Source organism: Pontibacter amylolyticus, from assembly GCF_014638845.1.
In the GTDB taxonomy this organism is placed as follows: domain Bacteria; phylum Bacteroidota; class Bacteroidia; order Cytophagales; family Hymenobacteraceae; genus Pontibacter; species Pontibacter amylolyticus.
In genome coordinates this window covers 84,907-106,377 of the sequence record NZ_BMFP01000008.1, presented here as the reverse complement: position 1 = coordinate 106,377, position 21,471 = coordinate 84,907, and the positions used below count along the sequence as shown (strand labels likewise).

23 protein-coding genes are annotated in these 21,471 nt (G+C 50.4%); 8 read left to right on the top strand and 15 right to left on the bottom strand.

Features of this window, described 5'->3' with window-relative positions; translation table 11 throughout:
- Positions 1–93: 93 nt before the first annotated feature.
- Entirely contained in the window at positions 94–666 is a 573-nt protein-coding gene (locus tag IEV97_RS18075) for a pentapeptide repeat-containing protein (RefSeq protein ID WP_188502899.1), read from the bottom strand.
- A 194-nt stretch (positions 667–860) separates the two neighbouring features.
- The gene (locus IEV97_RS18070) at positions 861–1,211 is read right to left on the bottom strand and encodes a 4Fe-4S dicluster domain-containing protein (RefSeq protein WP_116542782.1); all 351 of its coding nucleotides are present in this window, start codon (positions 1,209–1,211) and stop codon (positions 861–863) included.
- A 108-nt stretch (positions 1,212–1,319) separates the two neighbouring features.
- On the opposite strand from IEV97_RS18070, the gene IEV97_RS18065 reads away from it, so the two are divergent.
- The 4 genes from IEV97_RS18065 to IEV97_RS18050 all read left to right on the top strand — a co-directional run bounded on the left by IEV97_RS18065 (position 1,320) and on the right by IEV97_RS18050 (position 3,841).
- Positions 1,320–2,330 (top strand): acyl-CoA reductase, encoded by a 1,011-nt coding sequence (locus IEV97_RS18065; RefSeq protein ID WP_188502898.1) that lies wholly within the window; start codon positions 1,320–1,322, stop codon positions 2,328–2,330.
- Positions 2,331–2,344: 14 nt separating this feature from the next.
- Positions 2,345–3,130: a polysaccharide deacetylase family protein gene (locus tag IEV97_RS18060; protein WP_188502897.1), complete on the top strand. Its 786-nt coding sequence runs from the start codon at positions 2,345–2,347 to the stop codon at positions 3,128–3,130.
- A gap of 106 nt (positions 3,131–3,236) precedes the next feature.
- On the top strand, positions 3,237–3,386 hold the full coding sequence (locus IEV97_RS18055; RefSeq protein ID WP_188502896.1) for a hypothetical protein: 150 nt from the start codon (positions 3,237–3,239) through the stop codon (positions 3,384–3,386).
- Between the two features lie 155 nt (positions 3,387–3,541).
- Positions 3,542–3,841: a hypothetical protein gene (locus tag IEV97_RS18050; protein ID WP_188502895.1), complete on the top strand. Its 300-nt coding sequence runs from the start codon at positions 3,542–3,544 to the stop codon at positions 3,839–3,841.
- 216 nt (positions 3,842–4,057) lie between these two features.
- Here IEV97_RS18050 and IEV97_RS18045 read toward each other — a convergent pair whose 3' ends face one another.
- From IEV97_RS18045 to IEV97_RS18025, 5 genes are all read right to left on the bottom strand, one after another.
- Positions 4,058–4,912, bottom strand: coding sequence for a nucleoside phosphorylase (locus IEV97_RS18045; protein ID WP_188502894.1), 855 nt, complete (start codon positions 4,910–4,912; stop codon positions 4,058–4,060).
- Between the two features lie 262 nt (positions 4,913–5,174).
- Positions 5,175–6,143 (bottom strand): oxygen-dependent tRNA uridine(34) hydroxylase TrhO, encoded by a 969-nt coding sequence (gene trhO, locus IEV97_RS18040; protein WP_188502893.1) that lies wholly within the window; start codon positions 6,141–6,143, stop codon positions 5,175–5,177.
- 218 nt (positions 6,144–6,361) lie between these two features.
- Positions 6,362–6,997, bottom strand: coding sequence for a NeuD/PglB/VioB family sugar acetyltransferase (locus tag IEV97_RS18035; RefSeq protein WP_188502892.1), 636 nt, complete (start codon positions 6,995–6,997; stop codon positions 6,362–6,364).
- 40 nt (positions 6,998–7,037) lie between these two features.
- Positions 7,038–8,381, bottom strand: coding sequence for a hypothetical protein (locus IEV97_RS18030; protein WP_188502891.1), 1,344 nt, complete (start codon positions 8,379–8,381; stop codon positions 7,038–7,040).
- The gene (locus IEV97_RS18025) at positions 8,378–9,667 is read right to left on the bottom strand and encodes a DUF2851 family protein (RefSeq protein ID WP_188502890.1); all 1,290 of its coding nucleotides are present in this window, start codon (positions 9,665–9,667) and stop codon (positions 8,378–8,380) included. Before IEV97_RS18025 ends, IEV97_RS18030 begins: the two co-directional genes overlap by 4 nt.
- A gap of 75 nt (positions 9,668–9,742) precedes the next feature.
- Here IEV97_RS18025 and IEV97_RS18020 point away from each other — a divergent pair, with 75 nt between their 5' ends.
- The 3 genes from IEV97_RS18020 (at position 9,743) to IEV97_RS18010 (ending at position 13,045) form a co-directional block, all read left to right on the top strand.
- Positions 9,743–10,150: a four helix bundle protein gene (locus tag IEV97_RS18020; RefSeq protein ID WP_188502889.1), complete on the top strand. Its 408-nt coding sequence runs from the start codon at positions 9,743–9,745 to the stop codon at positions 10,148–10,150.
- A gap of 60 nt (positions 10,151–10,210) precedes the next feature.
- Entirely contained in the window at positions 10,211–11,854 is a 1,644-nt protein-coding gene (locus IEV97_RS18015) for an ABC-F family ATP-binding cassette domain-containing protein (protein WP_188502888.1), read from the top strand.
- A gap of 93 nt (positions 11,855–11,947) precedes the next feature.
- Positions 11,948–13,045 carry an FUSC family protein gene (locus IEV97_RS18010; protein WP_188502887.1) on the top strand — a complete coding sequence of 366 codons (1,098 nt, stop codon included), beginning with the start codon at positions 11,948–11,950 and terminating at the stop codon, positions 13,043–13,045.
- A gap of 22 nt (positions 13,046–13,067) precedes the next feature.
- Here the strand turns inward: IEV97_RS18010 and IEV97_RS18005 are convergent, their stop codons facing one another.
- The 6 genes from IEV97_RS18005 to pyrF form a co-directional block, all read right to left on the bottom strand.
- A complete protein-coding gene (locus IEV97_RS18005) occupies positions 13,068–13,637 on the bottom strand; it encodes a hypothetical protein (protein WP_188502886.1) in 570 nt (189 codons plus the stop codon).
- Positions 13,638–13,729: 92 nt separating this feature from the next.
- Complete coding sequence (locus IEV97_RS18000; protein WP_188502885.1) at positions 13,730–14,383, bottom strand: ATP-binding cassette domain-containing protein; 654 nt, start codon at positions 14,381–14,383, stop codon at positions 13,730–13,732.
- Entirely contained in the window at positions 14,380–14,688 is a 309-nt protein-coding gene (locus IEV97_RS17995; protein ID WP_188502884.1) for a hypothetical protein, read from the bottom strand. Before IEV97_RS17995 ends, IEV97_RS18000 begins: the two co-directional genes overlap by 4 nt.
- A gap of 88 nt (positions 14,689–14,776) precedes the next feature.
- Positions 14,777–15,289, bottom strand: a complete 513-nt coding sequence (locus IEV97_RS17990) for a hypothetical protein (protein WP_188502883.1) — start codon at positions 15,287–15,289, stop codon at positions 14,777–14,779.
- A 58-nt stretch (positions 15,290–15,347) separates the two neighbouring features.
- The gene (locus IEV97_RS17985) at positions 15,348–16,013 is read right to left on the bottom strand and encodes a DUF6624 domain-containing protein (RefSeq protein WP_188502882.1); all 666 of its coding nucleotides are present in this window, start codon (positions 16,011–16,013) and stop codon (positions 15,348–15,350) included.
- A gap of 280 nt (positions 16,014–16,293) precedes the next feature.
- Positions 16,294–17,124 carry an orotidine-5'-phosphate decarboxylase gene (gene pyrF / locus IEV97_RS17980; RefSeq protein ID WP_188502881.1) on the bottom strand — a complete coding sequence of 277 codons (831 nt, stop codon included), beginning with the start codon at positions 17,122–17,124 and terminating at the stop codon, positions 16,294–16,296.
- Between the two features lie 173 nt (positions 17,125–17,297).
- Here pyrF and IEV97_RS17975 point away from each other — a divergent pair, with 173 nt between their 5' ends.
- Complete coding sequence (locus tag IEV97_RS17975; protein WP_188502880.1) at positions 17,298–17,696, top strand: hypothetical protein; 399 nt, start codon at positions 17,298–17,300, stop codon at positions 17,694–17,696.
- 76 nt (positions 17,697–17,772) lie between these two features.
- Here the strand turns inward: IEV97_RS17975 and lolA1 are convergent, their stop codons facing one another.
- Entirely contained in the window at positions 17,773–18,417 is a 645-nt protein-coding gene (gene lolA1, locus IEV97_RS17970; RefSeq protein ID WP_188502879.1) for an outer membrane lipoprotein periplasmic chaperone LolA1, read from the bottom strand.
- A 30-nt stretch (positions 18,418–18,447) separates the two neighbouring features.
- A complete protein-coding gene (locus IEV97_RS17965) occupies positions 18,448–21,057 on the bottom strand; it encodes an FtsK/SpoIIIE family DNA translocase (protein ID WP_188502878.1) in 2,610 nt (869 codons plus the stop codon).
- Positions 21,058–21,471 lie beyond the last annotated feature (414 nt).

Genomic DNA, 21,471 nt, shown 5'->3' with positions numbered 1-21,471 from the left:
CAATAATCCGGATTTCTCACTGGCGTTCGAAATGACAGTAAGCTGCTTTGACTTTACTTAACAGCTTTAGCTACCTCTATACCTTGCTATACCTTACTCAATCCGGATATCATACCTGACCAGCAAGCCCGACAGACCGTTTTGCGAGAACTTCGCTTTTTTGATGATGTTCTGTTCCGGGTCGATGATGTAATTGTAAGCCGTGACCAGATCAGCTTCGCCCAGGTTGGTTCGCTCGAAGACTGCCCCGGCCAGGTCGGTATTGCCAAACCTGGCCTTCGTGAGGGTGGCCTGCTCAAATACGGCATTCTTTAGAGAACAATTGATAAAGTGCGTTTTCGGCATTTTGCGTCTCAGGAATGAGGTATAGTCCATCAGGCAACCCTCAAAACCGACGGTGAACAGAAACTCCTCGCACTCTCCGAAGTTTATACCTGTTAGCTTGCACTCTTTGAAGGTTACGGTGTTCAGGGTTGCTCCACACAGCTTCAGCATGGCCAGGTTGCAGCCAATGAACTCGCAGTCGGTGAAGCGGTTGCTGGAGAAATCGCCGTTTGAGAAATCGCAGTTTTTGAACACGCAGTCCTCGAACTCACGCCCTTTGATGGCTTTGCTTGGGTAAATGATCTTCTCGAAAGTCTTGTCCTGGTGCAGTTGCTCTTCCATGGGTATAGGTACTTAGACAAAAGAAATTTTGACAAAGGATAAAGGACGCCTGAATAGTGAAGGATTGATTTCAAGTCAAGTACCCATAGCTCCCTACGCAATAAATTCTGATCCTCTTTTAAGGTTGAAAAGGCTAAAAATAAAAAACCTGTCGCAAGAGACAGGTTTTTTGTGCTTTTGGTGTAGGCTATACCTTAGCTGGCCTGGTGCAGCCAGTCTTTTTTCGCCAATAGCTCCTCTTCTGTCTCGCGGTAGTCCGGGTCGTCGACGCAGCAATCCACCGGGCAGACAGCGGCACACTGAGGCTCTTCGTGGAAGCCCATGCACTCGGTACACTTATCTGATACAATGTAATAGAACTCGTCCGAAATCGGAGGCTGCGCGGCATCACCAGGTATGATTTCGCCACCGTCAATCTCAACTTCCTTCAGAGCCGTGCCACCGCCCCAGGTCCACTCCGCACCGCCCTCGTAAATGGCAGTGTTCGGACATTCCGGTTCGCAGGCGCCACAGTTTATACACTCATCCGTGATCATTATCGCCATAATCGTATCTCCTGTATATTTTTAGTACTTTTGTATCGCTTTATTTACCGAACAAAATTAGGAACATTAAGTATCCTTATCAAATAATTTTTAACACAGCGGTTTGCCATGACATTAGAGAACAGAATCGAAGCTTTCGTGAAATTGGGAAAGCAACTGCAGGATTTGACGCCGGAAGAGCGCAAGGCGCTGTCCCTGATTGCCCAGGCCAAGAATCCGTGGTTTGACGAGGACAACGTTGCGGCGGCCCTGCAGGGCGTCACGACCCTGCTCGATGAACAGTATCTCCGTGAATGGCTTTACCCGTACCACCTCAAACAGGTTACACCCAAAAAGGTTGGCGTGGTGATGGCGGGCAACATTCCGATGGTCGGTTTCCACGATTTTATGTCGGTTTTGCTGAGTGGCCACTTCCTGCTGGCCAAGCTGAGCTCCGACGACGATGTGCTCATGCGCCGTCTTGCCAGCATGCTGGTAGGTATAGAGCCTGCCTTCGCCAACCAGTTTGAGTTCGTGGACATGCTCAAAGAAGCTGACGCCATCATCGCGACCGGCTCCGACAATACGGCCCGCTATTTTGAGTACTACTTTGCCAAGCGCCCGCACATCATCCGGAAGAACCGCACCAGCATCGGCATCCTGACGGGTCACGAAGAAGAGGAAGACCTGCGTGCCCTGGGCAACGATATTTTCCAGTATTATGGTTTAGGCTGCCGCAACGTTTCCAAGGTATTCGTGCCCGAGGGCTATACCTTCGACAAACTGTACGAAGCTAACGAGCACCACCAAACGATTCTCAACCACCACAAGTACCAGAACAACTACGACTACAACAAGTCCATCATGCTGGTCAACCGCGTGCCGCACTTCGATAATGGCTTCCTGTTAATTCAGAAAAGTGAGCAACTGGTCTCCCCTATCTCGGTACTGTTCTTTGAAACCTTTACTTCCCTGCCGGACCTGCGCCAGAAACTGGCTGCGGTAAAGAACAAGACACAATGCGTGGTTTCTGCCCATGGCTGGCTCGAGGGCTCCATACCTTTCGGTGACGCCCAGTGCCCCATGCCCTGGGATTATGCGGATGGTGTGGACACGATGGCTTTTTTGCAGAGGCTGTAGGTATAACCTGATTTATGCGGACACATATCCTTTGGGCTATACTTGCGCTTACATTAGCCACAGCCTCGAGTTGGACTGTATATTTTCTATTTGAGCCTACTTATACCTACAATCGTCCTGCTCAACCTGCTTTCTCAATCAGTTTCGATGATAAGTACGTCAGTGAATGGCATAAACACAGAGGGCTGTTCAAAAAGTATCAGGTAAGGGCAACCTTCTTTCTTACCATGCCGCATCAGCTTACTCCAGCTGAAATACAAATGCTGCAGGAGTTAGCGGCAGATGGGCACGAGATTGCCTCCCATGGTTTTCTTCACGAAAATTCATCTAAATTCATCAAAGAGCATGGTATGGCTGCCTATGTTGCACGTGAAATCACGCCTGCCATTCAGGCTATGCAGTCAATTGGATTTACCCCCTCTACCTTTGCCTATCCTTATGGAGCCCGTTCCCTTACGTCTGATAGGGAGTTAACCAAATACTTCCATCTTTTGCGCGGCGATTCCTGGAAAGTGGCAGGAAAAGGTATAGACGAAGTGGACAGAATTTTTTACCAATACGATGGCAGCCGTTTGGTACATGGCCTGGGTATAGACAGCAACAGCGGAGTTACGCTGCAGGATTTGGAGGCAGGCTTCAAACGGGCAGCCCAGAACAAAGAGGCCATCCTTATTTATGCCCACAACATTTCGGAGGACACTACGGGCTACAGCTTATCCCCTCAAACACTTGAAGCTGTCTTTCAACTTGCTCAAAAACACAAACTAACCTCCTTCACTTTTAGAGAACTGATTTTGTAAAACCTCTCCCTCAATAGCTTTGGTAAATAAACTTACCAATTTGCAGTTAATACTGATATTTGTATATTGTTATATAATTCATTTAATCTATTTAACTCTATCTTATATGAAATCAGACAAAATCGTTAAATGGTCATTTATTGCTATCGTATTATGCATCGTTATAATTACGGTAGGCATATTTTTCGTGAGCGATGAACAGAGAGAAGAAGCATCTAAAAAGGCTGCAGAAACTACTGAAAAGATGCGCCTGTAGAACTAATCTCGTTCCTCTACTTCACTATTTATCCCTTTTAAAGTTAGGACTACACTCGGAGAACATTCTTTTTGAAGTGCGCTCTTCTTAGAACCAAAATAACAGTGTGGCATGTTTTGTGGTTATAAACCTGCCAACACTAAAATTTTACGACTATGAAGAGGACCGAGAAGAGAGCCAGCCTGATCGAAAAGGAGCGGATCCCGATGCTGCGTTTTAGCACCGAAGATGTGTTGCAAGACCCCGCTGCCCGCAGTATCCGCTACTACGAAGCTAACCGCGCCACTATTTTAGGCAACGCTTACCGCAACAAAGCAACCATTACCTTTTGCACCGACGATGGCGATGTGAAGAAAGTGGAAACCACTGTTTGGTGCTACGACGATAAGTTCGTCCTGCTGAAATCGGGAATGTTTCTGCCCTTGAAATCCATCCTGAAGATTGAGAACAGCTAATGGCGCAACACCCTACTCACCTGACACTTCGCTATACTTTTAAACGAAATGTAGCAGAACCAAAACAGCCCGCGACAGAAGGTAAAACTTCGCTGCGGGCTGTTTTGGTTCTGTGGGTATAGCAAAAGATTAAAAGAATAGCTACCCGTGCACGATTCGGACAGGCTGCGACTTACCCGACTTTTTAACTTTCTACCTTCTAAACTTTCTAACTGATCAGATTCTCTCCAACACCTTCACAATCAGGCTGTCAATCACCTCCTCCGCATTGGTAGCGAACTCCTGTGAAATGCGGTTGGCGACAATGGCGTTGAGGGACAGCATTTCGTGGCCCAGCAAACGGCCCATGGCGTAATAGCCGGCTGTCTCCATCTCGAAGTTGGTGAGCTGAAAATCGCACACGCGGAAGTTTTGGTATACCTGGAGCAAATCCGGGTTGCGAAGGCCGCCACGCAGCACACGGCCCTGTGGTGCATAGAAACCCGGGCAGGTGAGTGTGTTCCCCGGAATCATGTCAAAGGCGATTTTCTCGATCAGACTCTTCGAGCCATTTACCACATAAGGTCGGAAACCCACTCCCAATTGTTCTTGCAGGGCTTTGGAGATACTTTGCTCGTTCTCGTCCTGTTCCAGCGGGTAAAACTCCATCAGCGAGTCCAGCCCGACACCAAAATGCGACGCCAAATGACTGCCCAGCGGAATATCCGACTGCAGCGAGCCTGAGGTGCCAATCCGCACGATCTTCAACGCGATCTTCTCTTCATTTGGCTCCCGCGACTGGAAATCAATGTTCACCAGGGCGTCCAGCTCGTTCATCAGAATGTCGATGTTGTCGGTGCCCATACCTGTGGAGATAACCGTAAGGCGCTTGCCTTTGTAGTAGCCGGTGTGGGTTACGAATTCACGCTTGGTGATCTGTACCTCCATCTCGTCGAAATACTTGCTCACCATCGGCACGCGGTCGGGATCGCCTACCGTGATGATGGTATCCGATATATGCTCCGGCTGCAGGTTGAGGTGGTAAATGGTGCCGTTCTTATTGATGATCAGTTCTGAAGCTGGAATTGCCATGTGGTTGTTTTTTGAGTATCACTTTTAACGTATCACGTAGCACGACTTTCGGGAAGGTAGACGAAAGATATTTTGACAAAAGACAAAGGACTGTGCGCCGAAGGTATAACCGTTTCCGAGAAACCTTTTGTCCTTTGTCAATCAGTCCTTATTCCGGCACTCTCTGAAGGCATCGTGCTACGTGATACGAAATACGTGATACGTTTTTAAAAAAGAAAAGCGTGGCTGACGAGCGCACGCTTTTCCTTGCTTTAGAGAATACTTAGTTAGATACGGTAGAAGTCTTGCGACGGTTGAATCCTTTTAGCGGATTGTAGCCATTCAGGTTTTTCTGGTAATAGCCTGTGCCATCATAAGCACGCTTTTCCGGGTGCTCTTTGCACTCCGTAGAGCAGGCTCCTTCCAGTTCCCAGCCACATTTCTCGCAGATCGGCACATGCAGGTTGCACACCGGATTGGCGCAGTTCACCATGCGGTCTTCCACGGTGCCGCATACGTGACATTTAGAGATCACTTTCGGGTTCACGGTGTTCACGTCCACAGCCACGCGGTTGTCGAACACGTAGCACTTACCCTCGAAATCTTCGCCGCCGGCCTCTTTGCCGTATTTGATGATGCCGCCATGCAGCTGGTACACGTCCTCAAAGCCCTGCTCCAACAGGAAGGCACTGGCCTTCTCGCATTTGATACCGCCAGTACAGTAGGTCAGGATCTTCTTGCCTTTCAGCTCTTCCTTCAGCGCATCGATCTTCTCCGGAAACTCACGGAAATTCTCAATGTCCAGCGTCACAGCATTCTTGAAGCGGCCCACGCTGTACTCGTAATCCGAGCGCATGTCCATGATCACCACGTCGTCGCGGTCTTTCATTTCCTTGAACTCCCTCGGCTCCAGGTGTATACCTGTGCGCACGTTCGGGTCGATGTGCAGCAGGCCGGAGTGCACGATCTCAACTTTGGTGCGCACATGCAACTTGGCAAAGGCATGCTTATCGGACTCGTCTACCTTAAAGTCAACCTTAGCGAAGCGCGGATCGGCTTTTACAATCTCCATGTACTTGTCGCAGTCTTCTTTCAGGCCGGAAACGGTGCCGTTGAGGCCTTCTTTGGAGATGATGATGCGGCCGAGCAAATTGAGCTCCAGGCAAAGTAAATGGTGCTCCTCCCGGAACGCCTCGGGGTCTGCTATCGGTGTGTAGCAGTAGTACAGTAGTATGCTGTATGGCTTGTTCATAACTGCTTAGGTTCAACTAAGTGTTTGATTTAAATTGTTTAATTGTTGATGGTTAAATTGTTGTTTGTGCACGATTAGACAGATCGCGACCTTCCCTACAATTCAACTTTCTAACTTATACCTTTCTAACTTTAAAACTTTTTCAAATTTCCTGCTTTTCTTTTTAACCAAAAATGACTTTGGTCAGTTCGGTTTTCGAAAACAGGACAGGTATAAAATTACTTAACCGGTGCGGCGGGGTTGCCGAACACAGTGGCTTTGGCGGGCACGTTGGCTACGACCACAGAGCCAGCGCCTACACGGGCATTCTTACCGATCTTCACACCCGACACGATTACAGCGCCTGTGCCGATAAAAGCACCGTCTTCCACCACCACTTCCGAGTTGATGATAGCACCTGCTCCGATCTGCACGTTGTCGCCGATCTCGGCTTTGGTGTCCACCAGCGCACGGGATTCGATGATGTTGTAGTTGCCTATTTTCGCATTGTTGTTCACAATGGCACCTGAACCCACCATGTTGCCGTGGCCGAGCCAGGCGAATTCTGACACGGCGCTGAATGTATGAATGGCATTGACAGGCACCACTTTATACTCGTCTTTGAGCATTTTGATGAGACCTTTGCGGGCGGCTGAGTCCTCTACGGCTACAAACACGTCGCATTTTTTGCCGATCAGTTTCAGGAATTCGCTGTCTTCAGTACTGCTCATCACCGACACGTTGTTGAGTTCCTGCTGCTGCAGGTCCTTGCTGTCGTCGAGGAAGCAGTACACCACCACGTTGTTGCTGTTGAAGATATCGAGAGCTGCCGTACCCAGTTTCTGGGCACCAAGTATGATTACCGGATTTTGCATAGCCTATTTCAAATAAGGTGCAAAGGTACGAAGATTAGCGCTAATCTGCAGCGATTTGTACGGGCTCGTCTTCCTCGGGCTGATGCTTTCGAACGGGAAGCAGGTAGCGCAGCAACTCCGAGTTGGTTTTGCAGAGCAACAGCAGGTATACCACAAAGGGTAGCACCACCACCCTATACCTGTTGAGTGTCCCCAGGTTCGGCATGCTGTAAGCCAGTAAAACGCCCATCACAAATACAAAAACGAGCAGTGCCGTGAGCAGATAGCCATAGCGCCACTTGACCCGGCCCGCCTCGAAGAGGTCGCGCAGAAAACCGAAGGCCAGCACCAACAGCAAGGTGTTTTCGAGTGCCGCTGCAAAGGTGCGTATATTATATGCTTCCCAGATAAAGGGGCGGAACAGCATGCCGATGAAGGCCAGTTGCGAGTGGAGCACGAAACTCAGGTAAGTCGGCTCCAGGAATGGAAAATCAATACGTGGTTTGCCCTGCGAGGCCAGTAGACTGACCTGGTAGTTCTTGTACACCACATCCGGCAGTACCTCCAGGTTCAGGTTAGGATTGAGTTGCGTACCTAGCCAGGCTATACCTGAGAATAGGGCTAGTAAGGCTATTCCTTTCAGCAGCCAGTGGATGTGCGCCAGCTTCGGATTGTAGAAGATCAGCTTCAGGAGCAGGGCCAAGGCCAGCGTCAGCGCAATGGCCACGGCCACAAAGTATTTCACGAGCCAGATCAGGTATAGGCCCAGCAATGCCAGCAACAGGTATAGCACCGGCTTGCGTCTCAGTTTCCCGAACATCAGGTATAGACTACTGCCCAGCAGCAGCCCCATGCCTCCCATCAGTACGCTCTCTTTGAGCACGCCTGACGACCAGTACATCACAGAGGGGAAAGCCAGAAACGCCACGACGGCAGGTATAGCTGTTGTTGGGAAATACCGGGCCAGGGCATTCACAAAAAACCACAGCCCGGCAAAACTGAACAGCGACAGGTAGAGCGAACTGAGGTAGTAATTTCCGTCTGTCAGCAGCAGGGGCACGCTCAGCAGGCGCGGCATGTTCCAGGCGCTTTCGTAGAACGGCTTCTGCAAGCCCTGGAGCGGTGTGCCTGTTGGGTCGTTGAAAAAGAGGTAATGCAGGTAAGTGCCTATACCTTGCTCGTGGGCCAGGTCGGTCATCATCAGGGCCCGCTGGTAGTAGAGCTGCGTGTCGCCTTTATCGTACACGTGAAAGCTCAGCACCCCGATCAGGAGTCCGCAGGCAAGTTTGAGCAGCAGCGTCGGGAAAAAGAAAGGCCGCAACCGGGGGTTCCAGTCCTGTTTCCAGAGCCACCAGATTAGCCCAGCCAGCACCAGCAGGTTCAGGCCGTAGATCAGTACACTCACGTAGTTGGTAGATTTTGCTTCATAATCTTGTTGCCAATGGCGCAGCGCAGGCAATTGACCGGCTGGCAATAGCGCTTGTAGAGTCCGAGGGCTGCCTGGTTGTCGGCGGCCGAGGCGGCTTTCCAGCCCAGTTCCTCATATTGCCGCGTGATGCGGTTGCTAGCCTCTTTCACCTTTTCCAGCAGATCCACCGCTTTGCCCAGATGCTCCAGCTGATCAGTGTGCACGGCATAGGCCGCCAGCAGCGGCGCAGCCACATTGATGGTCAGATTCTGCGCACTCGACTTGCCCAGTTGCACCTGCACCGCCTTCGACTCCGCTCCAAAGGTATAATGTTTTTGCCAATATGCCGACACGGGCGCCTGCCACAGCGCATCGTAGTTTTTGACTCCCTCGGTTTGGATAATGGTGGAAAAGAGGCTTTTGTGCTTGTGCAACAGTGCCGCCAGTTGTGCCAATCGCACTGTAGGGAAATTAGCAGGCCGCATGCGCAGGAAGTTCCAGTGGTGCCGCTGCATTGTGAGTTCCTGCAGGTTATACTTATGGCTGAGATAGGCATGTTCTTTGGCCAGTTTAGTACTATAATCGTCCGCAGGCTCCGTCAGAAAGCCGGCCTGTCCGAACAGCAGGGCCTCCAATTGAAATAAACTGTACTGATGCTTACGCAGCACCTGCATGGGCAGCGCCCGGGCCAGTCGCTCAAAAGGCTCCTGGTTGATCTTGAAGCCGAAGCCCTTGCAAAGCATCTGAAAAGCAATGGCTTCCCAGTCGTTGCCGAGTTGGCTGTATACCTGTAGCACCTCCTCCCCTTTCAGCTCCAGCCGCTCAGTAAGGGCGCGGCCCAGCATCATGGTCTTGGTGATGTCCGGTACCTGCGGCCAGAAGCCGGCGCAAGGTATAGCGTAAGGTGCCCGCCGCAGTTGCTCGTAGGTTTGCAGCACGGCTAGGTTTACCCTTTTTTTTAGCTCCAATGTAGGTATAGCAGTGCCGTCAGACCGTTTCACAGCTTCATCGGCCTCCCATACCACATGCAGCACCACCTGGTTGTATTTAAAGTCGAGCTGGTGCTGGTGCCGTCGCCAGTCCGAGCCGCGCAGGTGTATCTCCACACTCCCTGACCACTCCACCTCACCCACCCGGATGATGGCCTCTTTGAAATCAGGCCCGGCGTCGGTGTTGTACATACCCACCCGCAGCACCTGTACCAGTTCCCCCTCTACTGTGTATAAATCCGATTTGTCGAAATACTGATGCTGCCAGATGTAGTGCAGGAACTCTTCTTTCATGCGCCTTGGTTGTGGTTGCGGAAGTTTTACGAGTTTATAAGTTTGGGAGTTTGAGAGTTTAGGAGTTTGAGAATTATGAATGATGATTTAAGAATAGAGAGTATCGAAAGAGTTAGCAATTTTGCTTTTGGGGAAAGCCTGAAACAGCGGACAAAGGAATTTGCACTGCGGTGTATCCGTCTGTTCAGGGCACTACCTAAACAAGCGGATGCTTACATTTTGGGGAAACAGTTATTAAGATCAGCCACATCGGTTGCTGCTAATTACCGCGCTGCTTGCCGGGCACGCTCCAACGCTGAGTTCGTAGCAAAGATAGGTATAGCCCTTGAAGAAGCTGACGAATCGCTTTTCTGGATTGAGCTGTTGGAAGAAGCAGAAATAGTAACAGCGAGCCGTCTTGCATCTCTAAAGCAGGAGGCCAATGAACTAACCGCCATATTAGTGACAATCAGAAAATCATCCTATAAACGCATCAACTCCTAAACTCTCAAACCCTTAAACTCCCAAACTTTTGTATCTTTGCCCCCTTAAAATTAAACGATTATGATTTCAGTTGACGCGGTGAGCGTGGAGTTCAATGGTGCAGCCCTTTTCAGCAATGTTTCTTTCAACATCAACGAAAACGACCGCATTGCCCTCATGGGAAAAAACGGAGCGGGTAAGTCTACGCTGCTCAAAATTATAGCGGGCGCCAGCAAGCCTACCCGTGGCAAGGTGTCGGCCCCAAAGGATGCCGTGATCGCCTACCTGCCGCAGCACCTGCTCACCGAAGACAACTGTACCGTATTCGAGGAGGCTTCCAAGGCTTTTGCCAAAGTACTCGATATGAAAAAGCAGATGGATGCCCTCAACGCGGAACTCGAAACCCGCACCGACTACGACTCTGACGAATACTACAAGATCATCGAGCAGGTATCGGAGCTGGGCGAAAAATACTATTCTATTGAGGAGATCAACTTCGACGCCGAGGTAGAGCAAACCCTCAAAGGCCTGGGCTTCTCCCGCGAAGACTTCACCCGCTCTACCACTGAGTTCAGCGGTGGCTGGCGCATGCGCATCGAGCTGGCCAAGATCCTGCTCCAGAAGCCGGACCTGATCCTGCTCGACGAACCGACCAACCACCTCGACATTGAGTCCATCCAGTGGCTCGAGGATTTTCTGGTGAACAATGCCAAGGCCGTGATCGTGATCTCGCACGACAAAACCTTTGTGGACAACATCACCAACCGTACCATTGAGGTGACAATGGGCCGCATTTACGACTACAAGGTTACTTACAGCCAATACCTGCAACTGCGCAAAGAGCGCCGCGAGCAGCAGCAAAAGCAGTTTGACGACCAGCAGAAAGAAATAGCCGATATCCAGACTTTCATCGACCGTTTTAAGGGCACTTACTCTAAAACCCTACAGGTGCAGTCACGGGTGAAGATGCTCGAGAAGATGGAGATCGTGGAGGTGGACGAAGTGGATACCTCCGCTCTGAATGTTAAGTTCCCACCAGCGCCGCGCTCAGGCAATTATCCGGTTATTGTGGAGGAACTCACCAAAAAGTACGGTGACTACATGGTGTTCAAAGATGCTTCCATGACCATCAACCGCGGCGAGAAAGTGGCCTTTGTGGGCAAGAACGGCGAGGGTAAGTCGACGATGGTGAAAGCCATTATGGGCGAGATCGACTTTGAGGGCAAGCTGCAACTGGGCCACAACTGCCTGATCGGCTACTTTGCCCAGAACCAGGCCGCCCTGCTCGACGGCGAGCTGACTGTTTTCCAGACCATCGACGAAATTGCCGTGGGCGATGCCCGTACACGCGTAAAGGACCTGCTGGGTGCCTTCATGTTCAGCGGCGATACCATCGAGAAGAAGGTGAAAGTACTTTCTGGCGGCGAGAAGACCCGACTGGCCATGATCAAGCTGTTGCTGCAACCAGTCAACCTGCTCATCCTCGACGAACCGACCAACCACCTCGATATCAAGACCAAAGACATCCTGAAAGATGCACTGAAGGCTTTCGACGGCACCATCATACTCGTATCGCACGACCGCGACTTCCTGGACGGACTGGCTGACAAGGTATTTGAGTTCGGCAACAAGCGCGTGCGCGAACACTTCGAGGACATCAATGGCTTCCTCAAAAACAAGAAAATGGAAAACTTGCGGGAGATTGAGCGTACCGTAGCCAAATAAAAAAACAAGAGCCCCGGTCGAGAAGCCGGGGCTTTTTCGTGCGCCGCTTTACCTGGTGGCAACTCTTAAAAGGCTCAGCAGTATGCAATTCAGATGATGCAGCAGATCAGACAAATTATACGCACAGAGGCGAGGGCGCTGTTCGAACTCAAGAAAACCGAGCGGCTCTGGCACATCCCTGTGCTGGCCTCTTTGTGCACCGGCCTGCCCCTGCTGGCAGGCTATGCCATCGGGCGCCTCGACTTTGGGATACTGGGCTGTATTGGCGGCCTCGTGATCCTATACCTGCCGACCCATGCCACGCTGGCCCATCGCATGATCACCCTGATCGCTTGCTCTTTCGGTTTTATGGTGTCGCTCACGGTTGGTGTAGCCTTCAGCTTCAATCCCTACCTTTCTTCACTGATGCTGGGCCTGTTTGCGCTCGGGATTCACTGGATTGCCAACTATTTCGCCATGAAGCCGCCGGGCAGTTTCTTCTTTATCATGATCGCCTCCATTGCCAGCGTCATGCCCTTCGAGCTGGAAATCATTCCGACCCGGATCGGGTTGATAGGCATTGGTACGATGCTGGCCTGTGTGCTGGCTTTTTTCTACAGCCTGCTCATGCTCCGGAAGCAAAAGCCCGTGACTGAGTTGCTGGTCGTACGGAAGAGCGTTTACTCCAACCTGGTCGAGTCTGTGGTGGTAGGTGTGTTCATGGGGGCATCGCTGCTTACGGGCCATTTGCTGCAACTGGAAAACCCCTACTGGGTACCGATCTCCTGCCTGGCCGTGATGCAGGGGGTGAGTGTACGCCACGTGTGGCAGCGCAGCTTCCAACGTATAGTGGGGACTTTCCTGGGGTTGGGGCTTACCTGGCTGCTGCTTCCTTACACCACCACGCCGCTGGCACTTTGCTTTGGAATCATCGCTCTGCAGTTTGTCATTGAGATGCTCGTGGTGCGGCACTATGGATTGGCCGTGATTTTTATTACGCCTATGACCCTCTTTTTGGCGGAGGCCAGCAGTGCCATGACCGCTGATCCCAATGCGCTCATCTATACCCGCTTCGTGGACATTGTACTAGGCAGCCTGATCGGGGCTGTGGGCGGGGTGTTCCTGTACCACCAAAAACTACGGCACAATACAGTTCGTCAGCTCCGTAAAACTCGAGTAGCTATTTTAAGAAAGGAACGGTGGGGGCAGTGATAAAGCGCTGGAAGTATCCTGCTCATTGGTAAGGTATAAAGCATACATCCGTAAAGCTTCCGGCAACCTCTACTGTATCGCCCAAGCCATTCTGATAGAGTTTTACTGCTTTGAAATTGAAGTCCCCAGACACTATTTTCTCTGACCTGTTGAAGCGCAGTATTCTGATTTGGCCTTCCGGGTTATCTTCCAGCATCATATAGGTATACGTTTTACTTATAATAGCCCCGTGCCCTGCCTGTACAGCGCAATTCTCAAAGCTTTTATCGGAAGTTCTGCAGTTTAGATACTCAGCTTTCTTTTTGAATGTGGTAACAAAGGCTGCGTCGGGAGTCGAACCGATCAAATTCCAATTCTCCATATACATGATGAGGTATAGCGTGTCTTGACCGGCCTGGCTGTACAGATCCAGCCGAAGCCTGTTGCCCCGCTCCATGAAAGCAGCACGCGTGCTCGAAGTTTCGTAAGGAGTTCTATTAATCGAGAGTTCCGTCTGATTGCACTGGCTTGGTGAATTTTCTTCATCGCTGCATCCGAATCCTGGAAGCGCCAGTACTAAGAAAAGAAGTATCCTCCCTGTTATTCTTTTCATTAATGTTCGGTTCAAAATTCTAAAGTATAATTCTGCTGCAATCGTCACGGCTAAGCCTTGCCCTAGAGTGTTTTAGGCGCTGTTGGCAGGAGTTATACCCTGGCATAGCCAAGTTCCTCGATCTCTTCAACAGTACTTACCAGATGGGTCTTCCCGTTCGTCAGCACGTATAAAGTATCACAAATATCCAACACATGCCTGAACATGTGGTCGGTAATGATGAGCCCTTTGTTCTGCTTTTCCTCCGACAGGAAGTCCTTTACCTTATCAATCTGTATGGGGTTCAGGTGGGTGAAAGGCTCATCGAGCATGGCAAACTGAGAGGCCGATTTCACAATGGAGTAGATTTCTACCAGCCTTCGCTCACCACCTGACAGCTTGCCTACCGATGACTTATACCTTGTCGTGAACTCCGGGAATTGATGCACAAAGGCTGGGAAATCCAATTCAAAATCACTGAAAACCCTTTTCAGACTAATATGCGGTGGTATGAAGTTGAACTGAGGGAGGTATAGCAGTAAGTCGGGACGCTTGAAAGCTTCGAACTGAGTCTTGTTATCGAACCTGATGGACTTGTCACACTTCAGACTGCCGTAGATGATTTTCATCAGGCAGGATTTGCCCTGCCCGTTTCTGCCCAACAGACCAGTTATTCCCCCAGTTTCGCATTTCAGGTAGATGTCGGAAAGTATTCTTCTGCCATCAAACGCCAACTGAATACTGTCGGCTTCCAGTTTGTGGCTCATCTGATTTTGTAGGCTAGCACAGTGAGAAATATAAACAGGAAAAGGTCGAAGCCCAAGGTAGTTGCCCAGAGCACGGCCCTGGACACCCCCAAATTCTGGTAATAATAGTAGTGGTTGCTCTTATAGCTGTTAATAAAGTAAAACACCAAACCAAGGGTGGCTACTTTAAACCAGAACAGCAAACCGAATATCATGAAGTCGTAATCCCAGAGTAGCTTGATACAGCAAATCGTGATCACCACCGAAGCCAGCACAAAGCTTCGGTAAAAAGTCCAGATTAGTCTTGCTGTTTTATTTAGTTTCATTAGATGGAGCCTTCTAACGGCTCATAAAGCCAATAGGCGAGGCATTAGGCAATCATATAACCCTTGCTTAGTTAGCAGAAAACGTTCTTTATACTTCAATTACGGCTTGTTCTTCTCTTGCTATTCTGTTCACTCTTGGTTGGATAAACCAGATACAGAAAGGCCAGAATATTATCCCGAAGAAAAGTGCGATGTACTCACCAAATTTTGCCTCCCTATTAAGCTCGATTGACTTCAATACTTTTACTGGAAAAGCAATTGTATGTAAAAAAGCATAACTGATATAGAAGCCTGGCAGAGCATAGATCCCGGTAAAACTTACTTCATTAGACTCAGTAAGGACAGCTACTGCTATTAGCGTAGCTGTAGTCAGAAAAGCATTTATAATAAACAGATTGTAGCTTAACTCTACTTTCCTTGGCAGGTAGTCATATAGGTAATGTCCGTAGGCAATCAGAATTGTGAAGAAAAGAACCGCACCAATGACTCCCAATACATCATTAACGGCTGGGTAGCCTTCTATAGTGGTATTACCTACCAGCATTGAAACCAACAAGATTAGAAAAATCTGCCAGTGCTTCAGTTGTAAAATTCTTTTCATTCTTGATTCAATCTACTGGTAACGTGCTGGGCTTTGCGTTGGCGTAGCTAACGTAAAGCTATTGTTGAGTATCGGTTTTTTTCTTCGGCAGTTCTTCGTTGGGATCGAATTGAGCACCTAGCCGTTTTGCGTCCTCCTCCACTGTGGTTGTAAATCCCACTTCTTTCCTTCGCTTGTTCACATTTTTCACATCTTCTATAGGCCAGATAACCTGCCCGCCTTCTGCTCGTACCCAACCCGCTGTCTGCGTACCGTAAATCTGCTTCTTTCCCTGGAACATGAGTAGCCTGTCCCGCATTTTGGCCGCATCCGTGGCACTTGCCTCCCCGTGCTTTGCCAGTTGCTCCATCTGGGGCAGGTACTTTTCTATAGTGGCCAAGTTAGAATGCTGCACCACATAAAAAATTGCTTTAGCGGCTTTATCGCCCACCTTGCTCCTCGGCAGCCACCCGTGCTGTTCCAGTATAGGTATAACCTTGGTCTGATTTACCGAGTCGAGGGCCATCACTTTCATAGAGAACGCAACACTTGCCTCTGGGCTGCTGATGGTGTCCCAATCTATACTTCGAATACTTTGGTCAATGTCATAGATTTCTTCCAATTCTTTTGCTAGCACTGCGTAATCCGCTTGCTCTTCCTGGATTGCTGTGTGCGATGTGCTTACAATTGAAGGCTGGCATCCTACCAATAGAAAGAGGATGATGAGGGATTGTTTTATTTTCATTTTTATAAATGTTACTCAACTATCTGCTAGCAGGAGTACCTACTCCTACCAGCTGCACAATGGGTGGAGCTTTTACTGGAGTGCAATTGCAGTTCGTGAGCTCTAAGACCTTATCTCAGATCGAACTTTCTAATTCAATATATATAATTCCCAAATTATATCCGAGTCTCTTAAACAGCTAAGAAGAATTAGAAGCTGTTCAGTACCAACACAAAACAAAAAACCGCTATACCCAGCTGCATGGCTTAGGTATAGCGGTCCCTTATCAAATCGTGCTGTCTTACAAATGCGTCACATACTGCTCCAGGTACTGCTCCATTTCTTTCTGAACTTTCAGGGCGGCTGCTCTGGCTTTGTCAGCAAAGTCGCGGCCGGAGGAGGCGTAGATGATGGCGCGCGAAGAGTTTACCAAAAGGCCGCACTGCTGGTTCATACCCAGACGGGAGATTTCTTCGAGGCTGCCGCCTTGCGCGCCCACACCCGGTACCAGTAGGAAGTGGTTTGGCACGATGGCCCGCACCCGTTCAATATACTCACCCTGCGTGGCACCTACCACATACATCATCTGCCCTACGCTGGCCCAGTTGGCGCTCTCGCGCAGCACCTGCTCAAATAAATATTCTTCGTTGCCGTCCGACAGCTTCAGCATCTGGAAATCCTTGCTGCCTGGGTTAGACGTAAGTGCCAGCAAAATAACCCAACGGCCCGGCTGCACCAGGAACGGCTTCACCGAATCAGCACCCATATAAGGGGCCACTGTGATGGAGTCGAAATTCATGGTCTCGAAAAAGGCGCGGGCGTACAGTTCCGAGGTATTGCCGATGTCGCCGCGCTTGGCGTCGGCTATCGTGAAAATCTCCTCCGGTATCACTTCCAGGGTTTTCTCCAGACTCACCCATCCTTTTGGTCCCTGGGCTTCATAAAAAGCAATGTTTGGCTTGTAGGCCACGCACAGGTCGGCAGTTGCTTCCACGATCTGGCGGTTGAACTCAAACACCGGGTCTTCGTGGTCGAGCAGGTGCTCGGGCAGGCGCTTGGGGTCGGTGTCGAGGCCAATGCACAGGTAGGACTTTTTCTGGAGTATCTGCTCAAACAGCTTTTCTCTGGTCATGATAGGTATAGGAGCTATGGTTCAGGTATAGCAAAGCTAGTTTATTTAGAGGCAGCTACAAATTTTTTATACCTGCACAGGCCATGAATTGAATTGCATTACCAAATCTACCAGGCCTTGCAACCATTTTATCATAAAAGGGCTCGGTAAAGTAGACATATAGCATAAAAACTATGAAACGACTCCTGTGCCTCTTCGCTCTGATTCTTGTGCTCACCTCCGGCTGCTCTAAGGAGGAAGCCGAACCTGCCGTACAGGAGCGCCCTGCTCCCATCGTACGCATAGATGCCCCTGCCACGGCACAAGCAGGTGAAACCGTAACGGTTGATGTTTACTTCCAGGTGAATGGCGGCTGCGGCCAATTTGGCTCTTTTGATGTAAGTTCTTCCGGCAAGGAAATGACCATACGGGTTGTGGCGAAGTATAAGGGGAACATGTGCACCGATGATCTGCCTATCCGAAAAGCCACTTATACCTTCCGCCCGACCGAGGCTGGGACCTATACCTTAAAGTTCCGCTCCACCACTCAAGTGGGGTTTATAATTGCAACCATAGAAGTCAATACTCCTTAAGCATCCTTATAATCCAACAACAAAAAAAGAGCTACCCCAATCGGAGCAGCTCTTTTCCTAGTCGAAACTAGTTAGGTTATCGTAAATCCACCACCTGCACGCCTTTGTACTTGGCTTTGTTAAAGCTGAAGGCGTCGGAAGCCAACGCAGGGTTGGCCTGGAAGTTTTTGATAGTATAGGTATAGCGGTTGCCGTTGTTGCGGAACATCTGCCAGCTTTTCAGCGATTTGTCCTTTTGGTTAATGAACAGGCGCACCTTGAAAATCGGGTTGCTGCGGTCTTCCGGAGCCAGTTCAATCACATCGAAGGTATCAGCACCCTGCTTCTCGGTACCGGCGTAGGCATACTTGTAGCCTTTCTTATACATGTCGAAGATCTTGCTCGGTGCCATGGCCTCGGCTTCCGCGTCGGTCTCCGTTATGGTCACTTCGTTCACTTCTTTCAGGTAAGTCCACATCAGTTTGCCGTCGCTGATGATTTCCTGTCCGCTCACGGCCAGTCTGTATTTCGGGCCACTCACCAGGATGTCGCCCTCCATCGTCTCTTTTACCTTGGAAGAAGGATTCTCCAGTGTCTGTGCAAAAGTCGCTTTAAAAGCTTTCATACTTCTGTACTTCTGGCTCATCTGGTCCAGTATTTTGCCTGCTTTAGGGTCCTGCTGCGCATGCGCCAGGTTAGCAAATAGCATCAGGGCCAGCAAAAGGGATAATACTCGTTTCATGTTAGTAGTTAAGTGTCTTGGCTTTCTTTCCTAGAGCGTATTCAATAACTGTTCCAAACTGTACTCGTCCGGAATTAAAACTTCGCGGGCCTTGCTTCCCTCAAACGGCCCCACGATACCTGCGGACTCCAACTGGTCGATCAGACGGCCGGCGCGGTTGTAGCCCAGCTTGAGGCGACGCTGCAAGAGCGAGGTACTGCCCTGCTGGTGCTGCACAATAATGCGGGCGGCTTCTTCAAACATAGGGTCTTTGGAGCTCGAGTCGAAGTCAGCTTTCTCGTTGCCGCTCTCGTCGCCCACAAACTCCGGCAACAAGTAGGCATCACTGTAGCCCTGCTGTCCGCCAATAAAGTCGCAAATGCGGTCTACTTCCGGCGTGTCCACAAAGGCGCACTGAATACGGATCATGTCCGATCCAATCGAGAAGAGCATGTCGCCCTGACCGATCAGCTGGTCGGCACCGCCGGCATCCAGAATGGTGCGGGAGTCGATCTTAGAAGTTACCTTAAAGGAGATACGCGCAGGGAAGTTCGCTTTGATGATACCCGTGATCACGTTCACGGAAGGTCGCTGCGTGGCGACTACCAGGTGTATACCGATAGCACGGGCCAGCTGCGCCAGACGGGCAATCGGCGTTTCCACCTCTTTGCCGGCTGTCATCATCAGGTCGGCTAGCTCGTCAATTACCAGCACGATGTAGGGCATAAACTTGTGCCCTTTTTTCGGGTTCAGCTTACGCTCTACAAACTTCTTGTTATACTCTTTCAGGTTACGGCAGCCGGCGTCCTTCAGCAGGTCGTAGCGCATGTCCATCTCCATACAGAGTGAGTTGAGCGTGTTCACCACCTTTTTGGTATCGGTGATGATCGCCTCGTCAGTATCCGGCAACTTGGCCAGGAAGTGGCGCTCTATCTTGTTGAACAGCGAGAGTTCCACCTTTTTCGGGTCCACGAGCACAAACTTGAGCTGCGAAGGGTGGCGCTTGTAGAGTAGCGAGGTCAGGATGGCGTTCAAGCCAACGGACTTACCCTGACCGGTGGCACCTGCCATCAGCAAGTGTGGCATTTTAGCCAGGTCCGTAATGAACACTTCGTTGGTGATGGTTTTACCGAAAGCGATTGGCAGGTCCATCTCACTCTTCATGAACTTCTCAGTCGACAGGATCGACTTGATCGAAACCATCTCTTTCTTGGTGTTGGGCACTTCTATACCGATCGTTCCCTTGCCAGGTATAGGTGCAATGATGCGTATACCCAGGGCAGCCAGGCTCAGGGCAATATCGTCTTCCAGGTTCTTGATCTTGGAGATACGCACCCCGGCATCCGGCACAATCTCGTAGAGCGTCACGGTCGGCCCGATGGTGGCTTTGATGCTCGCTATACCTATGTTGTAGTGACCGAGCGTGGCCACGATCTTGTCTTTGTTGGCTTCGAGCTCTTCTTTGGTCACCGACACCTTGGAGGCGCCATAGTCGTTGAGCAGGTCGATGGTCGGGTACTGGTAACGGGCCAGGTCCAGCGTCGGATCGTAGTTTTCGGTGGCCAGCACGTCGGCGGCTTCCTCTTCCGGCGTCTTTTCGATCTGCAGGTCAAGCTCGTCATCTTCACCATCGGCCGTATCGAATTCAGCTTCGGCCAGTTCTTCCTCAAACTCTGTCTCGATGTCGAGCTCCAAAGTAGGCATTGGTGTGGCAGGTTTTGGCGGCTCCGGCTTGAGCGCACTCAGCTCCATTTCCAGGGCACGGTTGATCGCCTCCTCCTCCTCTTCGGCCAGGTATAGGTCCTCTTCTTCCTCGGCATCAAGCGAAGCGGTCGGGTCAGCATTGTGGTTGATGTTGCGGGCTGATCCGTGCACCACATCGCGCAGCGACGAAGCGCCTCCGCGCTCAACCTCCACATCACCGGCCTCTTCAGTAGCAGGTTTGCTCCAGTTGATGCTCGTAATGTTGAAAAAGAACACCAGGAAGACAAGCAACAGGAAGCCCAGCAGCAGGCCACTGCCCCAACCGATCAGGCTGCTCAGCCAGGTGGCGGTTTCTATACCTATACCTCCGCCCAAAAAGCCCAGGTCACCTACCGTATTCGTAGTCAGCACGATGTACCCCAGCGTCAGGCTCAGCCACAGCATCGAGAAGGTGCAGAGGCCCAGCACGTACGACATAGAGATAGTCTTCCAGCGGAACACAATGCGACTGCCGGCAAAGAAAGCGATCGGGATCAGGAAGAAAGCCCCGACGCCCAAAAGGTCATAGATAAAATAATGGGAAACCCAGGCCCCGAACAGGCCCAGCCAATTCTCCGCCTCCTGCCCCGATTCCTTCAGGCCTGTCCCCTGCACCGACTCCACCACACTTTGGTCGGCCTGCCCTGTGAACAGGTAAGACACGAACGCGATGGTCATGAAGAAGGCTATGAGCAAAAAGGTAAAGCCGATGAACAGCTTGAAGCGGCGGTCCGTCAGAAAAGCGGGTGCCTTCAGGTTGAACCGGAAAGACGGTAGCTTAAAAAAAGGCTTCTTTGGTTTCTTCTGCTTGGTTTTTTCAGTGGCAGGGGCAGTCCCGCGTGGTTCATTACGTCCACGCACCTCATTCCTCGCCCTTCCCGTGCTCACCGCATCGTTTCTGTAAGTGTTCTTTGCCATACCCTTCGACTAATTAAGATTTCAAATTTACATTTTTTCGGCACATGCCGCTCAGCAAATCCGAAGGCTTTTCAGGAAATGTGCTAAAAAGATGAACCTCCCCCCGGCCCCCTCCTTTTGTCGAGGGCCCCTACCCCCAAAACAGGAGAGGGGGTGATAAAGGCAAAGCTATGCCGTTTTTTAATTGTCAGGATCAGGATTGACAGGATTAGTGGTTTGACAGGATTTTAGTGCACGACCGTCATCCCCCTGCCCCAGGGTAACTTTGGGTTCTCCATCTGTCATCCTGAAAGGATCTTGATTGAAGGGAGAACAGGCAGTTGCTATAACACACCCCTGCCCCTCTTAAGAGGGGAATTAACCGTTGCCAATTTACAGGTATAAGCGATGCTGTTTCTGTTTTGTTATACCGGG

Coding starts and splice junctions, on each gene's coding strand:
- IEV97_RS18075 (WP_188502899.1), bottom strand. CDS start 666: ATGGAAGAGCAACTGCACCAGGACAAGACTTTCGAGAAGATCATTTAC.
- IEV97_RS18070 (WP_116542782.1), bottom strand. CDS start 1,211: ATGGCGATAATGATCACGGATGAGTGTATAAACTGTGGCGCCTGCGAA.
- IEV97_RS18065 (WP_188502898.1), top strand. CDS start 1,320: ATGACATTAGAGAACAGAATCGAAGCTTTCGTGAAATTGGGAAAGCAA.
- IEV97_RS18060 (WP_188502897.1), top strand. CDS start 2,345: ATGCGGACACATATCCTTTGGGCTATACTTGCGCTTACATTAGCCACA.
- IEV97_RS18055 (WP_188502896.1), top strand. CDS start 3,237: ATGAAATCAGACAAAATCGTTAAATGGTCATTTATTGCTATCGTATTA.
- IEV97_RS18050 (WP_188502895.1), top strand. CDS start 3,542: ATGAAGAGGACCGAGAAGAGAGCCAGCCTGATCGAAAAGGAGCGGATC.
- IEV97_RS18045 (WP_188502894.1), bottom strand. CDS start 4,912: ATGGCAATTCCAGCTTCAGAACTGATCATCAATAAGAACGGCACCATT.
- trhO (WP_188502893.1), bottom strand. CDS start 6,143: ATGAACAAGCCATACAGCATACTACTGTACTACTGCTACACACCGATA.
- IEV97_RS18035 (WP_188502892.1), bottom strand. CDS start 6,997: ATGCAAAATCCGGTAATCATACTTGGTGCCCAGAAACTGGGTACGGCA.
- IEV97_RS18025 (WP_188502890.1), bottom strand. CDS start 9,667: ATGAAAGAAGAGTTCCTGCACTACATCTGGCAGCATCAGTATTTCGAC.
- IEV97_RS18020 (WP_188502889.1), top strand. CDS start 9,743: ATGAATGATGATTTAAGAATAGAGAGTATCGAAAGAGTTAGCAATTTT.
- IEV97_RS18015 (WP_188502888.1), top strand. CDS start 10,211: ATGATTTCAGTTGACGCGGTGAGCGTGGAGTTCAATGGTGCAGCCCTT.
- IEV97_RS18010 (WP_188502887.1), top strand. CDS start 11,948: ATGATGCAGCAGATCAGACAAATTATACGCACAGAGGCGAGGGCGCTG.
- IEV97_RS18005 (WP_188502886.1), bottom strand. CDS start 13,637: ATGAAAAGAATAACAGGGAGGATACTTCTTTTCTTAGTACTGGCGCTT.
- IEV97_RS18000 (WP_188502885.1), bottom strand. CDS start 14,383: ATGAGCCACAAACTGGAAGCCGACAGTATTCAGTTGGCGTTTGATGGC.
- IEV97_RS17995 (WP_188502884.1), bottom strand. CDS start 14,688: ATGAAACTAAATAAAACAGCAAGACTAATCTGGACTTTTTACCGAAGC.
- IEV97_RS17990 (WP_188502883.1), bottom strand. CDS start 15,289: ATGAAAAGAATTTTACAACTGAAGCACTGGCAGATTTTTCTAATCTTG.
- IEV97_RS17985 (WP_188502882.1), bottom strand. CDS start 16,013: ATGAAAATAAAACAATCCCTCATCATCCTCTTTCTATTGGTAGGATGC.
- pyrF (WP_188502881.1), bottom strand. CDS start 17,124: ATGACCAGAGAAAAGCTGTTTGAGCAGATACTCCAGAAAAAGTCCTAC.
- IEV97_RS17975 (WP_188502880.1), top strand. CDS start 17,298: ATGAAACGACTCCTGTGCCTCTTCGCTCTGATTCTTGTGCTCACCTCC.
- lolA1 (WP_188502879.1), bottom strand. CDS start 18,417: ATGAAACGAGTATTATCCCTTTTGCTGGCCCTGATGCTATTTGCTAAC.
- IEV97_RS17965 (WP_188502878.1), bottom strand. CDS start 21,057: ATGGCAAAGAACACTTACAGAAACGATGCGGTGAGCACGGGAAGGGCG.